This window comes from Mesorhizobium sp. LSJC285A00 (genome assembly GCF_000503155.1).
Lineage (GTDB): Bacteria > Pseudomonadota > Alphaproteobacteria > Rhizobiales > Rhizobiaceae > Mesorhizobium.
The window spans coordinates 54,353-77,975 of record NZ_AYVK01000024.1 but is presented as its reverse complement, the minus strand read 5'-3'; the positions used below and the strand labels follow the sequence as shown (position 1 = coordinate 77,975).

26 protein-coding genes and 1 tRNA gene are annotated in these 23,623 nt (G+C 63.2%); 13 read left to right on the top strand and 14 right to left on the bottom strand.

Translation table 11 applies throughout. The annotated features are described in order from the left end of the window. Positions 1 to 48: 48 nt before the first annotated feature. On the top strand, positions 49 to 792 hold the full coding sequence (locus tag X726_RS149995; protein WP_023671004.1) for a DUF599 domain-containing protein: 744 nt from the start codon (positions 49 to 51) through the stop codon (positions 790 to 792). Here X726_RS149995 and X726_RS150000 read toward each other — a convergent pair. The 7 genes from X726_RS150000 to X726_RS150030 form a co-directional block, all read right to left on the bottom strand. Next, a complete protein-coding gene (locus X726_RS150000; protein WP_023671003.1) occupies positions 741 to 1,538 on the bottom strand; it encodes a YdcF family protein in 798 nt (265 codons plus the stop codon). The genes X726_RS149995 and X726_RS150000 overlap by 52 nt on opposite strands. Positions 1,539 to 1,545: 7 nt before the next feature. Next, complete coding sequence (locus X726_RS150005) at positions 1,546 to 2,076, bottom strand: hypothetical protein (RefSeq protein WP_023671002.1); 531 nt, start codon at positions 2,074 to 2,076, stop codon at positions 1,546 to 1,548. Position 2,077: 1 nt separating this feature from the next. After that, positions 2,078 to 3,643 (bottom strand): amidase family protein, encoded by a 1,566-nt coding sequence (locus X726_RS150010; protein ID WP_023671001.1) that lies wholly within the window; start codon positions 3,641 to 3,643, stop codon positions 2,078 to 2,080. Beyond that, entirely contained in the window at positions 3,643 to 4,098 is a 456-nt protein-coding gene (locus X726_RS150015) for a GNAT family N-acetyltransferase (protein ID WP_023671000.1), read from the bottom strand. The genes X726_RS150010 and X726_RS150015 overlap by 1 nt, the downstream gene beginning before the upstream one ends. Positions 4,099 to 4,105: 7 nt before the next feature. After that, a complete protein-coding gene (gene gatC, locus X726_RS150020) occupies positions 4,106 to 4,393 on the bottom strand; it encodes an Asp-tRNA(Asn)/Glu-tRNA(Gln) amidotransferase subunit GatC (RefSeq protein WP_023670999.1) in 288 nt (95 codons plus the stop codon). A 110-nt stretch (positions 4,394 to 4,503) separates the two neighbouring features. After that, positions 4,504 to 4,920, bottom strand: a complete 417-nt coding sequence (locus X726_RS150025) for a hypothetical protein (protein ID WP_023670998.1) — start codon at positions 4,918 to 4,920, stop codon at positions 4,504 to 4,506. A gap of 44 nt (positions 4,921 to 4,964) precedes the next feature. Continuing rightward, positions 4,965 to 5,672 carry a metal-dependent hydrolase gene (locus X726_RS150030; RefSeq protein WP_023670997.1) on the bottom strand — a complete coding sequence of 236 codons (708 nt, stop codon included), beginning with the start codon at positions 5,670 to 5,672 and terminating at the stop codon, positions 4,965 to 4,967. A gap of 165 nt (positions 5,673 to 5,837) precedes the next feature. On the opposite strand from X726_RS150030, the gene ruvX reads away from it, so the two are divergent. Next, a complete protein-coding gene (ruvX, locus tag X726_RS150035; RefSeq protein ID WP_023670996.1) occupies positions 5,838 to 6,344 on the top strand; it encodes a Holliday junction resolvase RuvX in 507 nt (168 codons plus the stop codon). Here the strand turns inward: ruvX and X726_RS150040 are convergent. The 3 genes from X726_RS150040 to X726_RS150050 all read right to left on the bottom strand — a co-directional run bounded on the left by X726_RS150040 (position 6,262) and on the right by X726_RS150050 (position 8,943). Continuing rightward, on the bottom strand, positions 6,262 to 6,603 hold the full coding sequence (locus tag X726_RS150040) for a DUF6105 family protein (protein ID WP_023670995.1): 342 nt from the start codon (positions 6,601 to 6,603) through the stop codon (positions 6,262 to 6,264). The two genes, ruvX and X726_RS150040, sit on opposite strands and share 83 nt — an antisense overlap. After that, complete coding sequence (locus X726_RS150045) at positions 6,603 to 7,190, bottom strand: hypothetical protein (RefSeq protein ID WP_023670994.1); 588 nt, start codon at positions 7,188 to 7,190, stop codon at positions 6,603 to 6,605. Before X726_RS150045 ends, X726_RS150040 begins: the two co-directional genes overlap by 1 nt. 124 nt (positions 7,191 to 7,314) lie before the next feature. Then, positions 7,315 to 8,943: a DNA alkylation response protein gene (locus X726_RS150050; protein ID WP_023670993.1), complete on the bottom strand. Its 1,629-nt coding sequence runs from the start codon at positions 8,941 to 8,943 to the stop codon at positions 7,315 to 7,317. 196 nt (positions 8,944 to 9,139) lie between these two features. On the opposite strand from X726_RS150050, the gene X726_RS150055 reads away from it, so the two are divergent. From X726_RS150055 to dprA, 4 genes are read left to right on the top strand one after another with little or no spacing between them, the layout of a single operon-like run. After that, positions 9,140 to 10,102: an aspartate carbamoyltransferase catalytic subunit gene (locus X726_RS150055; protein WP_023670992.1), complete on the top strand. Its 963-nt coding sequence runs from the start codon at positions 9,140 to 9,142 to the stop codon at positions 10,100 to 10,102. Continuing rightward, complete coding sequence (locus tag X726_RS150060) at positions 10,099 to 11,385, top strand: dihydroorotase (protein WP_023670991.1); 1,287 nt, start codon at positions 10,099 to 10,101, stop codon at positions 11,383 to 11,385. The genes X726_RS150055 and X726_RS150060 overlap by 4 nt, the downstream gene beginning before the upstream one ends. A gap of 56 nt (positions 11,386 to 11,441) precedes the next feature. After that, positions 11,442 to 12,047: a glycerol-3-phosphate 1-O-acyltransferase PlsY gene (gene plsY, locus X726_RS150065; RefSeq protein WP_023670990.1), complete on the top strand. Its 606-nt coding sequence runs from the start codon at positions 11,442 to 11,444 to the stop codon at positions 12,045 to 12,047. Then, complete coding sequence (dprA, locus tag X726_RS150070) at positions 12,044 to 13,171, top strand: DNA-processing protein DprA (protein WP_023670989.1); 1,128 nt, start codon at positions 12,044 to 12,046, stop codon at positions 13,169 to 13,171. Before plsY ends, dprA begins: the two co-directional genes overlap by 4 nt. A 218-nt stretch (positions 13,172 to 13,389) precedes the next feature. Here the strand turns inward: dprA and X726_RS150075 are convergent, their stop codons facing one another. Further along, positions 13,390 to 14,532 (bottom strand): hypothetical protein, encoded by a 1,143-nt coding sequence (locus X726_RS150075; protein ID WP_023670988.1) that lies wholly within the window; start codon positions 14,530 to 14,532, stop codon positions 13,390 to 13,392. 237 nt (positions 14,533 to 14,769) lie between these two features. Between X726_RS150075 and X726_RS150080 the strand changes: the two genes are divergently transcribed. The 6 genes from X726_RS150080 to ugpC all read left to right on the top strand — a co-directional run bounded on the left by X726_RS150080 (position 14,770) and on the right by ugpC (position 20,602). After that, a complete protein-coding gene (locus X726_RS150080) occupies positions 14,770 to 15,654 on the top strand; it encodes a dihydrodipicolinate synthase family protein (RefSeq protein ID WP_023670987.1) in 885 nt (294 codons plus the stop codon). A 23-nt stretch (positions 15,655 to 15,677) separates the two neighbouring features. After that, positions 15,678 to 16,337, top strand: coding sequence for a GntR family transcriptional regulator (locus X726_RS150085; protein ID WP_023670986.1), 660 nt, complete (start codon positions 15,678 to 15,680; stop codon positions 16,335 to 16,337). A gap of 66 nt (positions 16,338 to 16,403) precedes the next feature. Continuing rightward, entirely contained in the window at positions 16,404 to 17,741 is a 1,338-nt protein-coding gene (locus X726_RS150090; protein WP_023670985.1) for a sugar ABC transporter substrate-binding protein, read from the top strand. Next, complete coding sequence (locus X726_RS150095) at positions 17,741 to 18,679, top strand: sugar ABC transporter permease (RefSeq protein ID WP_023670984.1); 939 nt, start codon at positions 17,741 to 17,743, stop codon at positions 18,677 to 18,679. Before X726_RS150090 ends, X726_RS150095 begins: the two co-directional genes overlap by 1 nt. Beyond that, the gene (locus X726_RS150100; RefSeq protein ID WP_023670983.1) at positions 18,680 to 19,501 is read left to right on the top strand and encodes a carbohydrate ABC transporter permease; all 822 of its coding nucleotides are present in this window, start codon (positions 18,680 to 18,682) and stop codon (positions 19,499 to 19,501) included. Between the two features lie 39 nt (positions 19,502 to 19,540). Continuing rightward, positions 19,541 to 20,602: a sn-glycerol-3-phosphate ABC transporter ATP-binding protein UgpC gene (ugpC, locus tag X726_RS150105; RefSeq protein WP_023670982.1), complete on the top strand. Its 1,062-nt coding sequence runs from the start codon at positions 19,541 to 19,543 to the stop codon at positions 20,600 to 20,602. A gap of 47 nt (positions 20,603 to 20,649) precedes the next feature. On the opposite strand, the gene X726_RS150110 is transcribed toward ugpC, so the two are convergent. Continuing rightward, positions 20,650 to 20,725, bottom strand: a tRNA-Lys gene (locus X726_RS150110). 322 nt (positions 20,726 to 21,047) lie between these two features. Between X726_RS150110 and X726_RS150115 the strand changes: the two genes are divergently transcribed. Further along, positions 21,048 to 21,539, top strand: a complete 492-nt coding sequence (locus tag X726_RS150115) for a BA14K family protein (protein ID WP_023670981.1) — start codon at positions 21,048 to 21,050, stop codon at positions 21,537 to 21,539. A gap of 90 nt (positions 21,540 to 21,629) precedes the next feature. On the opposite strand, the gene X726_RS150120 is transcribed toward X726_RS150115, so the two are convergent. Beyond that, positions 21,630 to 22,106, bottom strand: a complete 477-nt coding sequence (locus X726_RS150120; protein ID WP_023670980.1) for a DUF6882 domain-containing protein — start codon at positions 22,104 to 22,106, stop codon at positions 21,630 to 21,632. A gap of 22 nt (positions 22,107 to 22,128) precedes the next feature. Continuing rightward, the gene (gene glpK / locus X726_RS150125) at positions 22,129 to 23,622 is read right to left on the bottom strand and encodes a glycerol kinase GlpK (RefSeq protein ID WP_023670979.1); all 1,494 of its coding nucleotides are present in this window, start codon (positions 23,620 to 23,622) and stop codon (positions 22,129 to 22,131) included. Position 23,623 lies beyond the last annotated feature (1 nt).

Genomic DNA, 23,623 nt, shown 5'->3' with positions numbered 1-23,623 from the left:
ATGCATTGGAGCATCGAACTGACCGCTTTGCCTGTGGTAAAAGGCGGCATGGGCGATTCCTTCCATCTGTCGACGGCTGATCTGGCGGCGCTGGCTTTCTTCCTGCTCGCATGGTTGCTGCATACGCTGGCGTCCGACGGCAGACTGGTCAGCCGGGTGTCGTTGACGATGGCCATGAACGTGCAGCGCGAGGCCTGGATGCGCACCATGGCCGAGCGCGAAATCCGCATCGTCGACACCGCCATCATGAGCGGCCTGCAGCAAGGCACCGCCTTTTTCGCCTCCAGTTCGCTGATTGCGCTCGGTGGCTGTTTCGCGCTGCTTGGCGCCTCGGATCAGGTCCTTGCCGTGCTGAACGACCTGCCGTTGAACGCGACCTCATCGCGCTCCGCCTTTCAGATCAAGGTCTTTGGCCTGGTGCTGATCCTGGCCTTCGCCTTCTTCAAGTTCGGCTGGGCCTACCGTCTCTTCAACTACTGCACGATCCTGATCGGCGCGGTGCCGATCCCCTATGGCGAGGCGTCACGCAACCCGGTCAGCGAAACGGCGGTGTGGCGCGCGGCGCGCATGAACATGCTGGCCGGCAAGCATTTCAATTCAGGCCTGCGCGCGGTGTTCTTCTCGATCGGCTATCTCGGCTGGTTCGTCGACCCGATCGTGTTCGTGCTGTCGACGCTGCTGCTACTGGCAGTGCTGGTGCGGCGTCAGTTCTTTTCCGCCGCAAGGCAAGCCGTGATCGGTCAGCCGCCCGGGCCGGGGAAAAGCTGGTCGATCCGGCCCGACAGCCAATAGGCGGCGAGCCCGATCCACTCGCGGATCGCCACGGTCGTGGTCTGCAGCGAATCGGGTGCGTTGTCGCGAAACAGGCCAAAGCCTTCCTTGCCCGAGGTGCGATAGTCGACCGGCCACGGGACCGTGTGAAAGCCGGCCTTGTCGAACAGCGCCTTGGCGCGCGGCATGTGGAAGGCGGAGGTCACCAGCAGCCAGGTTTCGCCCGATTTCGGCGTTACCAGTTCCTTGGTGAAGACGGCATTCTCATAGGTGTTGCGGGATTTGCTCTCGAGCATCAGGCGATCGGCGTCGACGCCAAGCGCACCGAGCAGCCGCGGCGCGGTGGCCGCATCCCCCTCGCCATCGATGAACAGTTCACCGGTGCCGCCCGAGATAACCACTTTCGCCTCGGGAAAGCGCCGGGCAAGGATCGCCGCCTCGACCATGCGGTCGCCGCCGGAATTCAGCTCATAGCCGCCGCGCGCCAAGTTGATGGCGCCCTCGAAGCCGCCGCCGAGCACGACAATGCCGTCGACCTTCCGCGGCAGCGGCGGCTTTGGGAAGCGCTCTTCGAGCGGATTGAGCATCATGGCGCCAAGCGACGTCCAGGCCGACAGCGCCAGAATCAGGAAGGCGAACACACTGCCCGTCGCCGCCAATCGCCGGCGGCCGATCAGCGCCGCGAGCAAGCCGGCAAGCAGCAGGAAGATCGCCAGGTTGAGTGGTTGGACGAAGAACCAGAATACCTTGGAGAGATAGAAGAACATTGCCTGCCTATCTCCAGCTCAAATTGTGACGGCCGGTGAAGTGCTCGACCGCACTCGCTACCGCTTCCGCTTCGAGGCGGCTTAACTCCCTGCCGAAAACAAGGACGCCGTTCGCGTTGGTTAAGCTGATGACTTCCGACAGTCCCACTTCGTCCGTGGGATAGGTATGGTCGAGGATTTCGACCCTAAGATGCCCTTTCAAAGGCAGTGACCACCGATTTCGCAAGGAACCCCTCACCGAGCGCACGGCTGCAGTGTCGGTCAGCCGCAGGGTTTCCCTGCCGAACACCCGCCAGATGAAATCCTTGCCCAGGAAATAGGTGAAGAGGGCAATGACCGCCACGAAGGACAGCAGGCCGAGCGTGCCGCTGGTGAGCGTTGCGGACGACATATCCGTCAATCCCATGTAGCCGGTGTAGGCGACGATCGCGGCCCCGATCAGGACAAAGACTGTCCTGAAATCCGAGGTGCGTGGCGGGTTCGTGATCAGCAGTTCGTTTCCCGTCTCGACGATGGAAATGCGAGACGGAGGCGGCATGCTACCACCACTTCTCCGGCTGGAAGGTTCCCGCCGCCTGCTCGATGACGGCGGCTGTCTGGAACAGGGTTTCCTCGTCGAAGGGACGGCCAATCAGCTGCAGGCCGAGCGGCAGGCCCTTGGCATCGAGGCCGGCAGGCACAGCAATGCCCGGCAGTCCGGCCATGTTCACGGTCACCGTGAAAATGTCGTTGAGGTACATTTTCACCGGATCGGCGGCCATGTCCTCGTCAGCGATGCCGAAGGCGGCCGACGGCGTCGCCGGCGTCAGGATGACGTCGACGCCGTCGGCAAAAACCGTCTCGAAGTCGCGCTTGATCAAATTGCGCACCTTCTGCGCCTGCAGATAGTAGGCATCGTAATAGCCTGCCGACAGCACATAGGTGCCGATCATGATGCGACGCTTGACCTCTCGACCGAACCCGGCGGCTCGGGTCTTTTCGTACATGTCGACAATGTCCTGGCCCGGCACGCGCAGGCCATAGCGGACGCCGTCATAGCGCGCCAGATTGGACGATGCTTCGGCAGGCGCTACGATATAATAAGCCGGCAAAGCATATTTGGTGTGCGGCAGCGAAATGTCGACGATCTCGGCGCCGGCATCCCTGAGCCAGGCAATGCCCTTCTGCCACAGCGCCTCGATCTCTTCCGGCATGCCGTCGACGCGGTATTCCCGGGGAATGCCGACCTTCATGCCCCTGATCGGTTTGCCGATCGCCGCCTCGTAATCCGGCACCGGCCGGTCGACGGAAGTGGTGTCCTTGGCGTCGACCGAGGCCATGGACTTCAGCATGATCGCGGCATCGCGCACGTCCCGGGCGATCGGGCCGGCCTGATCGAGCGACGAAGCGAAGGCGACGATGCCCCAGCGCGAGCAGCGGCCATAGGTCGGCTTGATGCCGACGGTGCCGGTGAAGGCGGCTGGCTGGCGGATCGAGCCGCCGGTGTCGGTGGCGGTGGCGCCGGCGCACAGGAAAGCCGAGACGGCGGAAGCCGAGCCCCCCGACGAGCCCCCCGGCACCAGTTGGGCATTGTCCAGCGTGCGCGCGGTCTTGGTGCCGCCGGCCGAAACGAAACCGCCATCGCCCTGATGCGTGGTCGGCATCACCACCGTGTCGAGGCGCGAACGCCGCCATGGATTGACGACAGGGCCGTAATAGGAGGTCTCGTTGGACGAGCCCATGGCGAACTCGTCCATGTTAAGCTTGCCCAGCATGACGGCGCCGTCTGCCCACAGATTGGCGGTGACGGTCGATTCGTAGCGCGGCTTGAAGCCGTCCAGCACATGGCTGCAGGCCTGGGTGTGGATACCTTCGGTGCCGAACAGGTCCTTGATGCCGAGCGGGATGCCTTCCAGCGCACCGCCATGGCCCTTGGCGAGCCTGGCGTCGGAAGCTTTGGCCATATCGCGCGCCTTGTCGCCGGTGACGACGATGTAGGCATTGAGCACCGGATTGGCGCGCTCGATGGCACCGAGATAGGCCTCGGTGATTTCGACGGCCGAAATCTCCTTGGCGCGCAGCTTGGCGCGCGCCTGCGAAATCGTCAGATGGGTCAGTTCGCTCATCAAAGGCTCTTTTCGTAAAACACCGACCACTCGGAATCGGGATAATCCAGCACCGGCCCGCAGCGCGAGAAGCCGGCGCGTTCGTAGACGGTCCAGGCGGCGGGATGGCGGTCGCCGGTTTCCAGCACCAGACGCTTCAGCCCTTCGCTGCGCGCCAGCGTTTCGACATGTTCGACGATCTTGGCGCCGATCTTCCTGCCCCGATGCGAAGGCCGCGTGTACATACGCTTGACCTCACCGACGCGGGCATCATGGCGCTTCAGCGCGCCGCAGCCGATGGCTTGCCCGTCGTCGCGGGCGATAAAGACGGTGGTGTCGTCGCCAGCCATCTGCTCGACCGTCAGATGGTAGCAATGCTCCGGCGGCGTCAGTTCGAGCAGAGCCGCGTTGAGCTCCTCGACCAAAGCGCGGACATCGTCCTGCAGCGGCGTTTCGATGGCGATCTCGATTGCCATCGGCCGCCTACTCCACGACCTTCGGCACGAGGAAGAAATTCTCGTCAGTGGCCGGCGCATTGGCGACGATATCGGCGGCCTTGTTGCCGTCGGTGACGATGTCTTGGCGCTTCTTCATCTCCATCGGCGTCACCGATGTCATCGGCTCGACGCCGGAGACATCGACCTCGTTCAGCTGCTCGACAAAGCCCAGAATGGCGTTCAGCTCGCCGGTCATGCGCTCGGCATCCTCCTCGCTCACCGCAATGCGGGCGAGACGCGCGACGCGCTTCACAGTTTGCAGATCAACGGACATGTCTTTAGCCTTTGGGAAAACCAGATCGCGCTATAGCGGCGTGGCGCGTGCCGCGCAACATCGATCGTGCTTGGGGATAGAGCCCGTTCATGCCAGGGCGGCATTTCAGCCTAGGGCAGCGATACACCCTCGCACAGATAATAGCTGCCGCCATTGCCGGCCTGCTCGCCTTCGTCGGCGGTCGGGCGCACCGAGACGATGTCGATTTGGGTCGCGTTCATCTGCGTGATCGACAGTATATCGGGAAAGAGAAAGCCCGGCTCCTGGCAGATGGCAGTGACCGCCCAGCTCGGCGAGCGCGTCGCCTTGGTGACCTGGACAAACTCGCAATTATACTCGACGCTTTGCAGGCCGTCCGCCGACAAGATGACATTGCCGGTGTCAATCAGCGTCTGCAGCGTGTCCTTTTTGGCTTGCGCGCAAAGCTCCTGGGTCTGGAGGTAAACGCCCTTGATGAAGTCCTCGGCGGCGGATGCGGGCGACGCAGCGACCAGCATCGAAACGCAAAGAGTCTCTCTCAAACCCATGGTTTAATTCCCCTTTGCGACAAGGGATCGTTTCAACGATCGCTCTATAGTGTGATCGTTTGGCCGATGGCTGGCAAGGCTACGTCGACACCTGATCCTTCGAGGCCGGCCACGAACTTCTCCGCCGTCGCGTCGATGATCGGGAAGGTGCCGAAGTGGCATGGCACGACGGTGTCGAAGTGGAAGAAGCGCCGGCAGGCCAGGGCCGCCACCGCGCCGCCCATGGTGAAGCGGTCGCCGACCGGCACGAGGCCGATCTTCGGCTCATGCAATTCCTCGATCAGCGCCATATCGGAGAAGATGTCGGTGTCGCCCATATGGTAGAGCGTCTTGTCCTCCGGGAAATGCAGGACCAGCCCGTTGGGATTGCCGAGGTAGACGTTCTGGCCGCCATCGAGCCCAAACGACGAGGAATGCAGTGCCTGCACGAATGTGGTGGTGAAGGCACCGCAATCGACGGTGCCGCCATGATTGCCGGGATTGATCTTCTTGCCGTCGACGCCCTTGCCGACCAGGTACATGCAGATCTCGTAATTGGCGACCAGCTGGGCGCCGCTCTTCTTCAGCACCTCCACCGCGCCGCTGACATGATCACTGTGGCCGTGGGTCAGAAGCACATGGGTGACGCCTTCCGCCGGCCCCTCCCAGCCGCTCGTCCATGACGGATTGCCGACGAGATAGGGGTCGATCAGGATGTTCGCGCCTGATGTCTCGACGCGGAAGGCGGAATGTCCGTACCAGGTCAATTTCATCGATCGTGTTCCTCGATTTTGGTTGCGCCGGAAGATAGAACGCCGGCAGCAAAATTAAAGTGACACAGTGTGCTCGCGGTTCAAAAGAACGTGTCGCGCTCTTTGTGACGGCAAGTCTGGGTCACGGTTAGACTGGGTCACGGTAAAACTGGTTGGGGAAAGCCGTTGGGCATCATAGCAATCGAGGATCTGCCGGCACGGCTGGAGGGCGGCAGGACGCTGGCCGGGCTCGACCTCGGCGACAAGACGATCGGTGTCGCCGTTTCCGACCGCGGCCTGTCCTTCGCCCATCCGCGCGCGGTCATCCTGCGCAAAAAATTTTCGCTGGATGCGGCAGCACTGCTCGCCCAGCTGCAGAAGGACAATGTCGGCGCGTTTGTACTCGGTCTCCCCATCAACATGGACGGTTCGGAAGGTCCCCGCGCCCAGAAGTCGCGCGCCTTCGTGCGCAACATGGCAGGCATAACCGACCTGCCCTTCGTGCTGTGGGACGAGCGGCTGTCGACGGTGGCGGCGGAGCGGACGCTGATCGAGATGGATTTCTCGCGCCGAAAGCGCGCCGACAAGATCGATTCGGCGGCTGCGGCCTTTATTCTGCAGGGAGTTCTGGACCGGCTCCAGTCGCTTGACCCACGCGATCGGACGGAACCGGATTCCCCGCCTGCCGCCTGACCCAGGCCATGATGTTGCGGCGGCGGCGAAACGCCCACAATGCCATCAGCAGGAAGCCGTCGAAGATGCAGGCCCTTGCCACCATGCCCGGAATGATCGCCGGATCGATGCCCAGCATCTGCCCGTAGAGCTGAAACACGAAATCATGCAGCTGCCGGCTGAGCATGACGTAGCCGAAATTGATGTCGTTGAGCGACAGGAAGAACCAGCCCCAGAACAGAGCGAGTGGCGCGGCCCACAATGCGAACAGCGTGCGCATCAGTGACCGTCCCTGCGGCTGGAGCCGCCTCTGCGACCGCTGGGACCAATGTCCGGACGGCCGGAAATGCGCGACAGCAAGGAGCCGTGCGCGGCACCCTTGGCCATGGCATGGGCGGTGGCGCGGCTCTCTGCCTCCCGAGAAACCATGACAGCGAAGACCGACCTCCGCTCGGCCAGCATGGCGACATAGGAGGCCAGAAGTGCCGCCAATTGCACGGCGACAACCAAAAACAGGCCGTTGATGCCTCGCGCTGCGCCGCCGATCAGGATGAGCGACAACACCGCGGATGCCGAAATGAAGGCGGTCCGCGCCACACTGTCGGCTCCGTCCGGGCTCGCCGCGGCGTTAACCAGGCTCTCGACGAAGACCCAGCAAAACAGCACCGCCACGACCAGCAAGGCGATGGCCAGCGGCGCCACGACGGCAGCATTGTCGAGATCGGCCAGACGAGTGTTTTCCACGACGACGCCGAGCACGCCCAGAGCGCCCGCAACGCCGCGGTTTCCATCGACACAGATGAACGCCAGCAGGGCGAAAACCAGCGCCCAGTGCAAGGCCAGAAAGGACGTCAAAATGTGCCGCATGGCATTCCTGCTTTGGTGACAAAGACAGTGGGGTCTGCGGCCTGCGGCTGCAACGGAAACCATTCGTTAAGGTTAACGGCTGTCCACAGGCAGGCAAATTCGTTCACGGACTGGCGGAAGGCCCTCAATTCACCGGCGGATAGAGCGTGTCGATGATCATGCGCGCATCGTGGCGCGAATCGAGCATGCCATAGGTGTTGCGCCACTGGCCGGCGAGCCGCGTCTCGACGAAGGCGTCCGCAATCCGCCCTGCCCCCAGCCGGCGCAATTCCGCAGCTGCCGCCGACAGCGCCAGCTGTTCGGTCAGCAGGCGGGCCGACCCCTCATCGGTGCCGGCGACCTGCATGGCCGCCTTGAGCACGCCAATGGTTCCGCGTCCGCCGGCGCCGAGATCGCGGTCGATGCCGGCCAGCACCTCCTCGAACAGGCCGGGCGCGCGGCCGAGCACGCGCAGCACGTCGAGCGCCATGACATTGCCTGAGCCCTCCCAGATCGCATTGACCGGGGCTTCGCGGTAGTAGCGGGCGAGCGGCGCTTCCTCGACATAGCCATTGCCGCCGAGGCACTCCATCGCCTCATAGAGCAGTGGCGGCGCGATCTTGCAGACCCAGTATTTGACCACCGGGGTCATGGCGCGGGCAAAAGCAGCCTCGCCGCGGTCGCCGGCAGCCTCGTCGAAGGAGCGCGCCAGTCGGAACGAGAGTGCCGTGGCGGCGGCGACATCGAGCGCCATGTCCGCCAGCACGCGCTGCATCAGCGGCTGTTCGATCAGCGTCGAGCCGGCCACCTGGCGGTGACGGGCGTGATGCACGGCCTCAGCCAGCCCCGCTCGCATGATTGCCGACGAGGCGACGGCGCAGTCGAGCCGGGTCAGCGTGACCATGTCCATGATCGTCTTTATACCGGCGCCGGGCTCGCCGACCATCTCGCCGATGGCGTTGACGAACTCTACCTCCGATGAGGCGTTGGAGCGGTTGCCGAGCTTGTCCTTCAGCCGCTGAAAGCGGAAGCCGTTGCCGGAACCGTCGCCGAGGATGCGCGGGACGAGAAAACAGGAAAGCCCTTCCGGCGCCTGTCCAAGCACGAGAAAAGCGTCCGACATCGGCGCCGACATGAACCATTTGTGGCCGGTGAGGCGATAAAAGCCGCTGCCGGCGCGTTCGGCCCGTGTGGTGTTGGCGCGCACGTCGGTGCCGCCCTGCTTTTCGGTCATGCCCATGCCGAGCGTCAGCCCGGCCTTGTCGACCGGCGGCTTCTGGCTCTGGTCGTATTTGCGCGTCGTCACGCGCGGCGCCCATTCGCGAAACAGCTTTGGGCTGGCCATCAGGGCGGCCAGCGAAGCGCTGGTCATGGTGATGGGGCAGAGATGCCCGGTCTCGAGTTCGGCGGTCAGGTAGAAACGCGCGGCGCGCACCTGATGGCGACGGCCGATCTCGCTATCGCCGTTTTCCCAGATCGAGGAATGCAGGCCGCCGGCAACCGAGCGGCGCATCAGCGCATGATAGGCCGGATGGAATTCGACGAGGTCGATGCGCCGGCCCTGACGGTCATGCGTGCGGAGCTTCGGCGTCTCGACATTGGCGAGGCGCGCCAGCTCCTGCGCCTCCTGCGTCAGGACGAACCGGCCAAGCCCGTCGAGGTCCTTGCGCACCGGATCGGAAAAACGCTCGGCAAGCTGGATCAGCAACGGATCGCCCCGCCAGGCGTTGCCGCCCGTCAGCGGCGGCGGCTGGTTGGTCACGTCGTCGGTCACGCCCAATCCTTCTGAAAGTAGAAGGGCCTTCTAACGGTAGAAAGGCCTTATCATCACAAGGCTTCGAATCCGAAGCAATCGGCTAGATATAGCCCAAGCCAGGCGGCGCGCGCGACGAAAATACCGGGGAGAAAGGCCGCAATCCCAAGCTGGCGCTTGCGGCAAGGAATTCTCCCCCCTATAGCAGCGCCTTGAGATGACCGACGCTTCGTCCCTGCCGCTTTATCCTCACCGCCATCTTCTGGGCATCCGCGATCTTTCCCCCGGTGATATCGAGCTCCTGCTCGACCGGGCCGATCGCGCCGTCGCCATTTCGCGGCAGTCCGAAAAGAAGACCTCGACGCTGCGCGGCCGCACCCAGATCAACCTCTTCTACGAAGCCTCGACGCGCACGCAGTCGTCGTTCGAACTGGCCGGGAAACGGCTCGGCGCCGACGTCATGAACATGTCGGTGGCGAGCTCTTCGGTGAAGAAGGGCGAGACGCTGATCGACACGGCGATGACGCTGAACGCCATGCGGCCCGACATCCTGATCATCCGCCACCAATCGGCGGGCGCCGCCGCCCTTTTGGCGCAGAAGGTCGGCTGCTCGGTGGTCAATGCCGGCGACGGCGCGCATGAGCACCCAACGCAGGCGCTGCTCGATGCGCTGACTATCCGCCGCGCGAAGGGGCCGCTGTCGAAACTGATCGTAGCGATCTGCGGCGACATCCTGCATTCTCGCGTGGCGCGTTCCAACATCATGCTGTTGAACGCGCTTGGTGCGCAGGTGCGTGTGGTGGCGCCGTCGACCCTGCTGCCGTCCGGCATCGAGAAAATGGGCGTCATCGTCTCGCGCTCGATGGCCGAGGGCCTCAAGGGCGCCGACGTGGTGATGATGCTGCGCTTGCAGCGTGAGCGGATGGAAGGCGCCTTCGTGCCTTCGGTGCGCGAATATTTTCGCTATTTCGGCCTCGATGCCGAAAAGCTGAAGGCCGCCAAGGACGGCGCGCTGGTGATGCATCCCGGTCCGATGAACCGCGGCGTCGAGATTGCGTCCGAAATCGCCGACGGGCCGCAAAGCGTCATCCAGGAACAGGTCGAGATGGGTGTCGCCGTGCGCATGGCGGTGATGGAAGCGCTGCTCGACCCGCGCCGCAACGAGGGCCGGGTGGCATGAGCACGACGGTCTTTGAGCGCGCCCGCATCGTCGACCCGTCACGCGGCATCGACGAGGTCGGCACCGTCATCGTCGAAGGGAAAAAGATCGTTGCCGCCGGCAAGGCTGCCCTGAACCAGGGCCTGCCGGCGGGAGCCACCGTGGTCGACTGCGCCGGCAAGGCAATCATTCCCGGCCTGATCGACGCGCGCGTCTTCATCGGCGAACCGGGCGGCGAACATCGCGAGACCATCGCTTCGGCCAGCGTTGCGGCGGCGGCCGGCGGCGTTACCTCCGTCGTCATGATGCCCGACACCGACCCGGTGATCGACAATGTCGCGCTGGTCGAATTCGTGCTGCGCACCGCCCGGGACACGGCAAGCGTCAACATCTTTCCGGCGGCGGCGATCACCAAAGGCCTCGCCGGTCGCGAGATGACCGAATTCGGCCTGTTGCGCGAGGCCGGTGCGGTCGCCTTCACCGATGGGCGGCACACAATATCCAGCGCACTGGTGATGCGCCGGGCGCTGACCTATGCCCGCGATTTCGGCGGCGTCATCGCACATGAGACACAGGATGGCGACCTCGCTTCGGCAGGCGTGATGAATGAAGGCCTGTATGCCAGCTGGCTCGGCCTTGCCGGCATTCCGCGCGAGGCCGAGTCCATCCCGCTGGAGCGCGACCTGGCGCTGGCACGGCTGACGCGCGGCGCCTACCACGCGGCCAAGATCTCGACGGCGATGGCAGCGCAAGCGATGACGCGCGCGAAAGCCGACAAGGCCAATGTCACGGCGGGCGTGGCGATCCACAATCTGTCGCTGAACGAGAACGATGTCGGGGAATACCGCACCTTCTTCCGGCTGACGCCGCCTTTGCGCGCGGAGGAAGACCGGCTGGCCATGATCGAGGCGGTCAAGGACGGCACGATCGACATCATCGTCTCCTCGCACGACCCGCAGGATGTCGACACCAAGCGCCTTCCCTTCGCCGATGCAGCTGCCGGCGCGATCGGGTTGGAGACGCTGCTTGGAGCAGCGCTTCGGCTCTACCACAATGGCGACGTGCCGCTACTTCGGCTGGTCGAAACACTGTCCACCGCACCAGCAAGGCTGTTCGGCCTGCCGGGCGGCACGCTGAAGCAGGGAGCGCCGGCCGATCTTGCGCTGATCGACCTTGAAGAACCCTGGATCGTGAGTGAAAGCGGCATCCGCTCGCGCTCGAAAAACACCTGCTTCGAAGGTGCGCGGCTGCAAGGCATGGTCTTGCAAACGCTGGTGGCGGGCCGCACAGTGTTTTCGAGCTAGAGCGATCGCGCCACGTCGCAGACCGATATGTTGCTGGGGAAATGCGGGGGCAAACAATGAGTTATAACGTTATCCTGGCATTGCTGTTCGGCTATCTCCTCGGCTCGATTCCCTTCGGCCTCTTGATCACCCGCGCGGCCGGCCTCGGCGATGTGCGCAAAATCGGCTCCGGCAATATCGGCGCCACCAACGTTCTGCGCACCGGCAACAAGGGCCTCGCCGCCGCGACGCTGGTGCTCGACGCGTTGAAGGGTACGGCGGCGGTGATGATCGCGCGCCATTTTGGACACGACTACGGACTGTGGGCCGGCCTTGGACTCTGGGCGGGCCTTGGCGCCTTCCTTGGCCATCTGTTTCCGGTCTGGCTCGGTTTCAAGGGCGGCAAGGGCGTGGCGACCTATCTCGGCGTGCTGATCGCGCTCGGCTGGCATGTGGCGCTGATTTTTATCGTCGTCTGGCTGGCGATGGCTTTTCTGTTTCGCTATTCCTCGCTGGCAGCGCTGACGGCGGCGGTCATCGTGCCGATCCCGCTTTATTTCTGGAGCACACCTGAGACCGCCGGGCTGTTCCTGGTGATGAGCCTGATCGTCATCTTCAAACATCGCGCCAACATTTCGCGCCTTCTTGCCGGCACCGAAGGCAAGATCGGAGCCAAGGGTTGAGCAAGCCCGCCGCCGGGCCGCGCCTCAGCGACCGGCAGCGGCTGAGCTGGCTGCGGCTGATCCGCACACAAAATGTCGGCCCGGCCTCGTTTCGCGAATTGATCAACCGCTTTGGTTCGGCGGAGGCGGCGTTGGAGATGCTGCCCGAGCTGATGATTTCGGGCGGAGCCAAAAGGATCATGCGCATTCCTTCCGTGGAGGAAGCCGAAGCGGAACTCGACGCAGCCAGTGAAAACGGCGCCCGCTTCGTCGGCATCGGCGAGGCCGACTACCCGCCGATGCTGAAAAACATGGACAATCCGCCGCCACTGATTGCCGTGAAGGGCGAGGCAGCCGTCTTTCGCCTGCCGGCGGTGGCCATCGTCGGCGCCCGCAACGCGTCGCTCGCCGGCATCAAGATGGCGCGCATGCTGGCGGCGGATCTTGGCCGCGACGGCTACGTCATCGTTTCCGGCCTGGCGCGCGGCATCGACACGGCAGCACACCAGGGCAGTCTCTCGACTGGTACAGTGGGTGTGCTGGCCGGTGGGCTCGATGTCCCCTACCCGCCCGAAAATATCGGCTTGTGCGACGACATTGCCGAGCGTGGCGGCGCCGTTATTTCGGAAATGCCGTTCGGCTGGCAGCCGCGGGCGCAGGATTTTCCGCGCCGCAACCGGCTTGTCGCGGGCGCCGCCCTCGGACTGGTGGTGATCGAAGCTGCGCAACGCTCCGGCTCGCTGATCAGCGCGCGCCTGGCCGGCGAGATGGGCCGGCTGGTCTTTGCCGTACCGGGTTCGCCGCTCGATCCGCGCTGCGCCGGCTCCAACGGGCTGCTCAAGGATGGCGCCACCCTGGTCACCGAGGCGGCCGATGTTTCCGGTGCGATCGCACCCTTGGCGGGCACGCGAACGCGAAGCATTGCGCCGCCAGAAAAGGCACCCGATTTTTCGGCAACACCCCCGCCCGGTGAGGACGAACGCAGCGGCGTGCTCGAGGCGCTGGGCCCAACGCCGGTGGGCGTGGACGAGATCATCCGCCACACCGGCCTCAACGCCGCGCAAGTCTCCATGGTGCTGCTGGAACTCGACCTTGCCGGCCGCATCGAGCGCCATGCCGGCGGCAATGTCTCACTGGTTTCGTGACGTTCCAGCCGATCCCGCCGCACGTCGGCCGCAACTCACGCGTCGAGGGTCACGCCGGCGGCGCCAACGCCGGTACAGATGCCACCGCAGGGTATTTTTCCAGGCGGCTCTCGGAAAAGCACTCCGCCATTCCAGGGCTCTCCGTTGCACTGACGATCACGCTCGCAATGGCATACTCGACAGCTGACGAAAACCGGGCTCGACAGTCTGCGCATCAGTCAGCGGAACAGATACTTCGATACCTCCGGATTGCCACGGCGCCACATCACATTGTCGAGAAAATAATGGTGCACATTGATGAAGATGAGCACGATGAAGAAAAACAGCGATGACCCCAGCACTTGCCTGTCATAGGGAATCAAAGCCGTCAGCGCGGATGGGATCAGCCAGAAGCCGAGATAGCCAAGGGCCGTGCCGCCGACGATGAAGCCGAGGAGCCGAAACCTGTAGAGGGGGCCAAGAAAGGACAGGATTTTCGGCTGCGGATCGCGTTCGGCATCGGAGCTGTCACGCTCAACATTGGTCTGATAGCGCCAGACCACGGCGAGGTACTGCAGCGAGTGGAGCGCCGGCACGATCAGCAGCCAGAGCGGATTTATTCTCACAATCAGGATCCAGAGATAGAGCGACGCGGCGTAGGCCACGATGCCGTTATAGGGCAGCTTGCCACCGTTCTTTCGCCAGCGATTGACCAGCATCAAAAGCGTAGCCGCCGTCGAAGCAATGGCTGCCAGCAAGGCGATGTCGGTGATCCAGGAAGGGACCGCGAAGGTGTAATAGTCGAGGCCGTAATATTTGCCTTGGGTGACCGCCGTATTCGTCTGCAGCCATGCCAGGATCCACACCGCATAGGAGTTCACCAGCAGCACCTTCTTGTCGCGGTCGTCGAAGAATTTGCGCTTCAGCACCGCATCCACCATCAGCATGCCGTAGCCCTGCTTGACGTAGTGCCAACCGACAAAAAAGAACATGGCGTTGGTGGCATAGCCGAGCAGGCGCGTGTTCGCCGCCGCGGCGCCATAGGCAAAGAACCCGGCCATGACCAGGGGCACGACAATGCCCGCGAAGATGTAGCGGAGCTGCAGGCTCCTGTCGTAGCCGTCGCCCGTCACCTTGCGCCCGAAATTGCGGTAGAAGAGCTGGTAGGAGTGGGCGAAGTGGGGATAGTTCACGAGATAGGCCACGAAGACCATCGTTGCGGCCACCGGACCTTCATATTCGAGCGGAACGAGAAACAGCACCGGCAGGATGAGAAAGGCGCTGCCGCCCAGCATGAGGAAATCGGCGACCGGGCCGAAGAGGTATTTTTGAGGCGCCGCCGCCTTAGGAGCGACAGCATCCGCCGAAAGCTGAAGTGTCATGTCAGAACCTCCCCTGGGAAGGCTGAGTTTAGCCATCGACTGGAATGGGGACAAGCTTGGAGCTGCCGCTCCGCGCCCGAACACTGGACCATCCTGCTGTTTCGCCAATGGTCTCGATCCGCCATGGGCTTCGAACCTGTGAAGGCCCTCCGCCGTTAAAAAAGCGCACCACCCCAATTTACGACTAACATGTTAGTGTGCTAGCACGGCATACACACCTACTTCGGAGACCTTCCGGTGACATCACGCTTTGGCCTTTCGGCCGCTCTCGCCACGCCTTTCGATGCCCGCGGGCAGATCGCCACCGCTCCCATGATCGCTCAGGCCAAAAGTTGCCTGGCGCAGGGTTGCGGCAGCGTGACGCTTTTCGGCACCACAGGGGAAGGCGCGTCGGTGGGCACGACGGAGCGGCGGTCGGTGACCGAAGCCATGCTGGCTGCTGGAATCTTGCCGCATCAACTCGTTGCCGGCGTGCTGGTCGACGCCGCCGAAGACGCCGCCGAACAGGCACAGCATGCCTTGCAGCGAGGCGCCCGAAACATTCTGCTGGCCCCGCCGAGCTACTTCAAGAATGTCGGCGAGGAGGGCCTTTTCGGCTGGTTCTCCGCCGTCTTTGCCGCGCTCGGCCCCCTCGCCCGTGACGTGCTGCTCTACAACATCCCTTCGGTTACCATGGTGCAGCTTTCGCTTGGCCTGATCGGCCGGTTGCGCACTGCTTTTCCCGACGTGGTCGCCGGGGTCAAGGATTCCGGTGGAAATTGGAGCTACAGCGAGGCGCTGCTTGCCGCCCATGGCGATCTGGTGATCCTGATCGGCGATGAAAGGCATCTGGCGCGTGCGGTGCGACTGGGTGGTCAAGGCGCAATCTCGGGCATGGCCAATTTCGTCCCGGGCGAAATCCGCGCCATGGCCGAGGACGGGCGCGACGATCCTCGCGTCGAGAGTTTTGTGCTCGAATTGCTCAAATATCCGGTCACCCCGGCGGTAAAGGTGATGGTGGCGCGTAAGACCGGCGACGAGCGCTGGCTGGCGGTCCGTCCGCCGCTGGAGCCGATCGCGTCGCAAGGGCAGCAGCAGCTTGCCGCAGCCTATGACAGCTTGTTTGCCAGGGAACCGGCCTGACCGGCAAAGAGAAGCGCGCCGAAATGGAAGACGGCAACGAACCGACCACCCTCAGGGAGAAGGCCTATGCCAGCTTCACGCGGCATTTGCTGGCGCGCGACTTCAAGCCGGGCCAGTTCGTGTCGCAGCGTGAGCTGGTTGCCTTCACCGGACTGCCGCTCGGCGCCATTCGCGAGATCGTGCCGCGTCTCGAGGCGGAAGGACTGCTGACGACCATCCCGCAGCGCGGCATGCAGATCGCCCATATCGATATCAGCCTGATCCGCGAGGCCTTTCAGTTCCGCCTGTTCATGGAGCGTGAAGCGGTGGCGCTGTTTACGGTCTGCGCCTCCGACGCCGAGCTTGCCCGCTTGCGGCGCGAGCATGAGGACATGCTTGCCCAGGCGCTGGCGCATACCCCGACGCCGGAGATGGAGGCCAAGGCGCAGACCATCGACTGGGCCATGCACGACACGTTCATCGATGCGCTGGGCAACGAGATCATCGCCAAGGCCTATCTGGTGAATTCGGTGAAGATCCGGCTGATCCACCAGGAGCGGTTCCGTATCGACGGGCGCGTCGTGCCGGTCATGCGCGAGCACCTGGCGGTGATCGATGCGATGCAGAGCCGCGATCCTGGCAAGGCGGTCGAGGCCATTAGCCAGCATATCGACAAGGCGCGCCGGCTGGCGCTGCAAATCTGAGGAAGCATGAGCCGCGCCGCGGTCGCTGCGGCGCAATCGACAACGACAACAACCGGGAGGAAGAAAATGTCGTCCAATCTGTTCAACCCAACCAGGAGGCAACTCCTCCAGGGAACCGCCGCCCTTGCCGCCGCCGGCTTTGCCGGTGTTCGCCCAAGCTTTGCCGCCGGCGTCGACTGGAAGCGCTTTGCGGGAACGACGCTTGACGTCAATCTGGTGAAAAGCCCGCGCAGCGACACGCTGATAAAATACATCGCCGAGTTCGAGGAACTGACCGGGATCAAGGTCAATGCCGAAGCGACGCCTGAACAGCAGCAGCGCCAGAAGACGGTGATCGAACTGAGCTCCGGCAAACCGAGCTTCGACGTCGTGCATCTGAGCTACCACGTGCAGAAGCGCCAGTTCGAAAAGGGCGACTGGCTGGCCGACATATCAGGCTATCTCGCTGACCCGACCCTGACCGATCCTGCGCTGGTGGAAACCGATTTCGCCGATGCCGGCATGCTGTTTGCCAAGGACGGCCAGGGCGTGCTGCGCTCGCTGCCGTTCTCAGTCGACTACTGGATCGTCTACTGGAACAAGGAATTGTTCGAGGCCAAGGGCCTCAAATACCCTGAAACCTTCGAGCAATTGGTGGCGGCCGCCGAAGCGCTGACCGACCCGTCGACCAACACCTACGGCTTTGTCGCCCGCGGCCTGAAAAACGCCAACACGCCGGTGTGGACGTCGCTGATGCTCGGCTACGACATGACGCCGCTCGATGATAAGGGCAAGCTGCGCACGACCTCGCCCGAGGCGGTCGAGGCCGCCAGCCTCTACCAGCGGCTGATGACCAAGTCGGCGCCTCCAGGCGTCACCGGATTCAACTGGGCCGAAGCCCAGTCCGCCTTCCTGCAAGGCAAGATCGGCATGTGGTTCGATGGCGTCGGCTTTGCCCCGCCGATGGAAAACCCGGAAAAGTCACGAGTGGTCGGCAAGGTCGGCTACGGCGTCATGCCCAAGGGGCCCAAGGCGCATGCCGCCGGCACCTTTGGCGACGGCCTCGGCGTGACGGCCGCCAGCGAGAAGAAGGAGGCCGCCTACCTCTTCTGCCAGTGGGCGATTTCGCCCGCCATGGGCGCGCGCCTGCTGCAGGCGGGTGCCGGCGTGCCGTTCCGCAAGTCGGTGCTGGAAGATCCCAAGGTGCGCGAAGGCGTCACCATGCCGGCGAGTTGGCTCGATGCCGTGGTCGGCTCGGGCAATGTCAGCCGGCTGTCGCTGCCGGTCATCATTCCGGTCACCGAGTTCCGCGACATCTATGGCGTGGCGCTGACCAATCTGATCGCCGGCGCCGATCCGGCGGAGGAACTGAAGAAGGCTACCGAGCAGTTCCAGCCGGTGCTCGACCGGAGCGAGCAAGGCTGATGTCCGCCATCACCCCAGAACGCACCGGGGTGACGACGCAAGCCATCGAAGGGGGCCAGACCATCCGTCTGGCTCCCAACTACTGGCCTTTCGTCGTCCCGGCGCTCGTCGTCGTCGGCGCCGTGATCGTCTTTCCCTGGGCCTTCACACTGTGGATGAGCGTCAACCGCTGGACCCTCGGCCAGGCGCGAAGCTTTGCCGGGATGGAAAACTATCTGCGGCTGGCCGTCGACCAACGCTTCTGGGAATCGCTTTTCCATACGCTGACCTACACGGCGCTTTCGGTCGCGGCGCCGATGTTCCTTGGCACTGTCGCGGCGCTGATCTTCGACGCCAAATTTCCGCTGCGCGGCCTGTTGCGCGGCGTCTTCGTCATGCCGATGATGGCAACGCCAGTCGCCGTGGCGCTGGTCTGGACGATGATGTTCCATCCCCAGCTTGGCGTGCTCAACTATCTGTTGTCGCTGGTCGGCATCCCGGCGCAGGAATGGATCTTTAATGCCAGGACGGTCATCCCGTCCCTGGTTGCGGTCGAGACCTGGCAGTGGACGCCGCTGGTGATGCTGATCGTGCTGGGCGGCTTGGCCTCCGTGCCGCGCGAGCCCTTCGAGAGCGCCGAGATCGATGGCGCCAACGCCTGGCAGCAATTCCGCTATCTCACCTTGCCGATGATCGCGCCGTTCCTGATGATCGCGATGATCATCCGCACTATCGATGCGTTGAAGAGTTTTGACATCATCTACGCCATGACCCAGGGCGGACCGGGCACGGCCTCGGAAACCATCAACATCTATCTCTACAACACCGCCTTCTCCTACTACGACATCGGCTATGGCTCGGCCATGGCCGTGGTGTTCTTCATCGTCATCGTCGCGCTGTCCTTCATCCTGCTGATGCTGCGCCAGCGCTCCCAATGGATCGGGGTGGAGGGCAAATAGATGAGTTCACGGCTGCTCAACCGGATCGGGCTGTTTTTCGCGGCTCTGGTCTTCGTCTCGCCGGCGATCCTGTTCTTCCTCTGGATGGTCTCGCTGTCGCTGAAGTTCGAGATCGACAACGGTGCATACCCGCCGATTCTGATCCCGGAACATCTCGCCTGGTCGAACTATGTGAAGGTATTCGAGGAGAACAATTTCCTGCTCTATTTCTGGAATTCGGTTCTGGTGACGGGCACGGCAACGTTGCTGGCGCTGCTGATCGGCGTGCCGGCCGGCTATGGCATCGCGCGGCTCAAGGCCGAACGCTCGGCGGTGGTCATCATGATCGCCCGCATGACGCCGGGGCTTTCCTATCTCATTCCGCTGTTCCTGCTGTTCCAGTGGGTCGGCATTCTCGGCACACTGTGGCCGCAGATCATCATCCATCTGGTGGTGACGGTGCCGATCGTGGTCTGGGTGATGATCGGCTATTTCGAGACCACGCCGATGGAGCTGGAAGAAGCGGCCAACATCGATGGCGCCAGTTCCTGGCAGGTGTTCCGGCTGGTCGCCTTGCCCATCGCCAAGCCGGGCATTGTCGTCGCCTTGATCCTGTCGATCATCTTCTCATGGAACAATTTCGTCTTCGGCATTGTGCTCGCCAGCCGCGAGACCCGCACGCTGCCGGTCGCCGTCTACAACATGCTTTCCTACGAGCAGGTGAGCTGGGGTCCGCTCGCCGCCGCGGCACTTGTGGTGACGCTGCCGGTGCTGGTGCTGACCCTGTTCGCGCAAAGGCAGATCGTCGCCGGGCTGACCGCAGGCGCCGTCAAGGGCGGCTGAGGCACGGCCCCGACATCACTCATTTCCGGGAGAAATCCAATGGCATCGGTAACAATCAACAACGTTCAGAAGGCTTTCGGAGCCGCCAAGATCATCCACGATGTCAGCGTCGACATCGCCGATGGCGAATTCGTCATCCTGGTCGGGCCGTCGGGCTGCGGAAAGTCGACGCTGCTGCGCATGATTGCCGGACTGGAAACGATCTCGGGCGGCAGGATCGCCATTGGCGATCGCGTCGTCAACAATCTCAGGGCGCGCGACCGAAACATCGCCATGGTGTTCCAGAACTACGCGCTCTATCCGCATATGACGGTGGCCGACAATATGGGCTTTGCCCTGAAGATCAAGAAAGCCGATCCGGCCGACACCGCCGGCCGCGTCGGCAGGGCCGCCAGCATTCTCGGCCTGGACAAGCTGCTCGACCGCTATCCGCGTCAGCTTTCCGGCGGCCAGCGCCAGCGCGTCGCCATGGGCCGCGCCATCGTGCGCGACCCGCAGGTGTTCCTGTTCGACGAGCCGCTGTCCAATCTCGACGCCAAATTGCGCGTGCAGATGCGCGGCGAGATCAAGGCGCTGCACCAGCGGCTGGGAACCACCACCATCTACGTTACCCACGACCAGATCGAGGCCATGACCATGGCCGACAAGATCGTCGTGCTGCATGACGGCCTTGTCGAGCAGATCGGCGCACCGCTCGATCTCTACGATCGCCCGGCCAACCTCTTCGTTGCCGGGTTCATCGGCTCGCCCGCGATGAATTTCATTCGGGGCCATGTCGAGGAAGGTGTTTTCCGCAGCGCCGGTGGACTGATCTTGCCGCTGCCGGAAGGCATCGACCTGGCAAACATACCCGGCGGCGACCTCATCTACGGCATCCGTCCCGAACACATCCGAGCGACGACCGCCAAAGGAATCGCCGGCACGATCGTGCTTCTGGAAGCAACGGGTTCGGAAATCTTTGCCAGGGTCGACTGCGCCGGAGAAGAAATCTCCTGCCTTTTCCGCGAGCGGCTGGCACTGAAACAGGGCGAGCAGATGCGCATCGAGATCGACCGCGCCTGCGCTCATCTGTTCGACGTCAAGACCGGGCGGCGATTGTAGGGGGCGATGGGGGCTGCTGACAGGGCAACTTCCGCACGAAATATTTCTGGTGAGCGCGTCGGGGTTCGAACCCGAGACCTACTGATTAAAAGTCAGTTGCTCTACCGGCTGAGCTACGCGCTCCCGCGGGCTCTAAAGGCCGCCCTCGAAATTGCGCGGAACATAGGGAGAGTGCCGCGACCGGTCAACCGGAAAAAGATGGCCGTTCCACCGGGGTTTCGGCCATCGCCCGACGCGCCGCAAATTGCGTCGTCACCAGCCCGGTGAGCCGCTCCCGCAACGTGGTCGCCGCTTCGATCTGTTGGCGCGCGAAACGCGCCTTTTCTCACGCGCCAAATTCGAGAAACATTACAAATCAGCAACTTACTGTTTTGGTGGGAACCATCGCACGAGCGGGCCGTTTTCGTCTCACAAGGGACGTCAACCACCCTTCAAGGAGAAGATCATGAACAAGATCGCAACGGGTCTACTGGCGACCACCCTGTCAATTTCGTTTGCCGCGGCCGCCGCTATGCCGGCCAATGCCGCCCAGATGTTCGTGCCCCAGTCATCAGCAACTTCGTCCGACATCGTGAATGTGGGCGATTCTCGTCATGACAACTGGCGGTGGATGCGCCATGGCAACCGCAATTCCGGCAATCGCGATTTCCGCGTAGGCCGCCAATTCTCGCGCAACAATGATGGCGGCAGCTATTGGAATGGCCATCGCGGCTATCGCGAATATCACCGCGGCTATCGCCGTCACGGCGACTACTGGTTCCCGCTGGCTGCCTTCACCACCGGCGCCTTGATCACCGGCGCGATCGTCAACAGCGAGAACAACCGCGGCGATGCGCATGTGCAGTGGTGCTACGACCACTATCGGTCGTACCGCGCTTCGGACAACACATTCCAGCCCAATTACGGCCCGCGTCGGCAGTGCAATTCGCCCTATTGAGCTGAGTTGGTACCAAGTGTTGTGTAGAAAAGCCCGCGCCGGCAACGGCGCGGGCCTTTCCGTAGGTTGCTTGGGTACGGGCGCGGCGGATTAGCTGGCCCAATTGACGCTCTTGAAGATCAGATACAGGGCTCCGCCTTCACCACGCGGAGAACGGTATGCACCGAGGCCGTTGCAGATTCGAACCGCAACTGCGGTCATCTTCCAGCCGAGCACTTCCAGGTCGTTGTTCAAAGCTATCGCATAGGATTGAGCCAGCTCATCAATGGAATGCTCCTGTCCGAATGACCGAACCAGCTTTGCGTCGGCAAGCAGTTCGCCAGGCAGGTTTGAATTTGCCCAAGCCCAGAGCCAGTTGCTGGCCTTGGCACTCGTCGATCCGGCGATTTGGATTTCGGCGACGACCTTGGTGATGCCGTTGTCCGAGAACAGAAGCTTTCCTTCTGTCAGATCATAGTCATAGCGAGGCCAACTGCCGAGTCGGAACGCCTGCTGCAAGCGTGCATTCTTTGCATCCAATTGTTCGACAGCCTCGTCGCGCCAGGCGACATACCAGTGTGGATTCATCCCCTTCCCCCGCCACGATTTACTACCGTACGCTCAGCGTCCGGCGCACCGCATCGCGCCAGCCGGCCAGTTTTGCCGAACGCACCGTGGCATCCATGTCCGGCTTGAAGCGGCGCTCGAGCGCCCAGCTGTTGGCAAAATCCTTCGCCTTCGGCCACACGCCTGCTTTCGAGCCGGCAAGCCACGCCGCACCCAGCGCCGTCGTCTCCAGAATGGTCGGGCGATCGACCGGCGCATCGAGGATATCGGCCAGCCGCTGCATGGTCCAGTCGGAGGCCACCATGCCGCCGTCGACGCGAAGCACGGTTTTGGCCGACGCCCCCTTCCAGTCCTTGCGCATTGCGTCGAGGAGATCGCGCGTCTGGTAGGCGACGGATTCCAGCGCCGCGCGGGCGAACTCCGCCGGGCCAGAGTTGCGGGTCAGCCCGAAGATCGCGCCACGCGCCTCGGCGTCCCAATGCGGCGCGCCGAGACCGACGAAAGCCGGCACCAGATAGACGTTCTGCGTGGGGTCGGCGGTTGCCGCCAAAACGCCGCTATGCTCGGCCTTGCCGATCACCTTGATGCCGTCGCGCAGCCATTGCACGGCGGCACCCGCGATGAAGATCGAGCCTTCCAAGGCATAGGTAGTCTTGCCGTTCAGCCGATAGGCGATGGTGGTCAACAGCCGGTTCTTCGAGCGCACCAGATCGGCGCCGGTGTTGAGCAGCGCAAAGCAGCCGGTGCCATAGGTCGATTTCATCATGCCTGGCTCGAAACAGGCCTGGCCGATGGTCGCTGCGTGCTGATCGCCGGCCACGCCAAGGATTTTGATTTCGGCGCCAAACAGGCTTTTTTCCGTCACGCCGTAGTCGTCGGCGCAATCCTTGACCTCAGGCAGCATCGCCACCGGGATGCGCAGGATGGAGAGCAGCTCGTCGTCCCAGACATTTTTCTCGATGTTGTAGACCAGCGTGCGCGAGGCGTTGGTGGCATCTGTCGCATGCACCTTGCCGCCGGTCAGCCGCCAGATCAAAAAACTGTCGATGGTGCCGGCGAGCAGTTCGCCCTTTTCGGCGCGCTTTCTCGCACCGTTCACCTTGTCCAGCATCCAGGCGATCTTGGTGCCGGAGAAATAGGGATCGAGCAGCAGGCCGGTTTTTCTGGTGAACTTTTTCTCCAGGCCGTGTTTCTTCAGCTTCTGGCAGAGCGGCGCGGTGCGGCGGTCCTGCCAGACGATGGCATTGTGGATCGGCTTGCCGGTCGCCTTGTCCCAGATGACGACGGTTTCGCGCTGGTTGGTGATGCCGATCGCCGCCACATCCGAGGCCTCGCGGCCGGCGGCCTTCAGCGCGCCTTTGATCGTCGCGACGACGCTTGCCCAGATCTCTTCCGGATCATGCTCCACCCAGCCGGAGGCAGGATAATGCTGCGTGAATTCCTGCTGCTTGCTGCCGGCGACCTTCATCGCGCCGTCGAACAGGATCGCCCTGGTCGATGTCGTACCCTGGTCGATTGCAAGGATGTATCCGGTCATT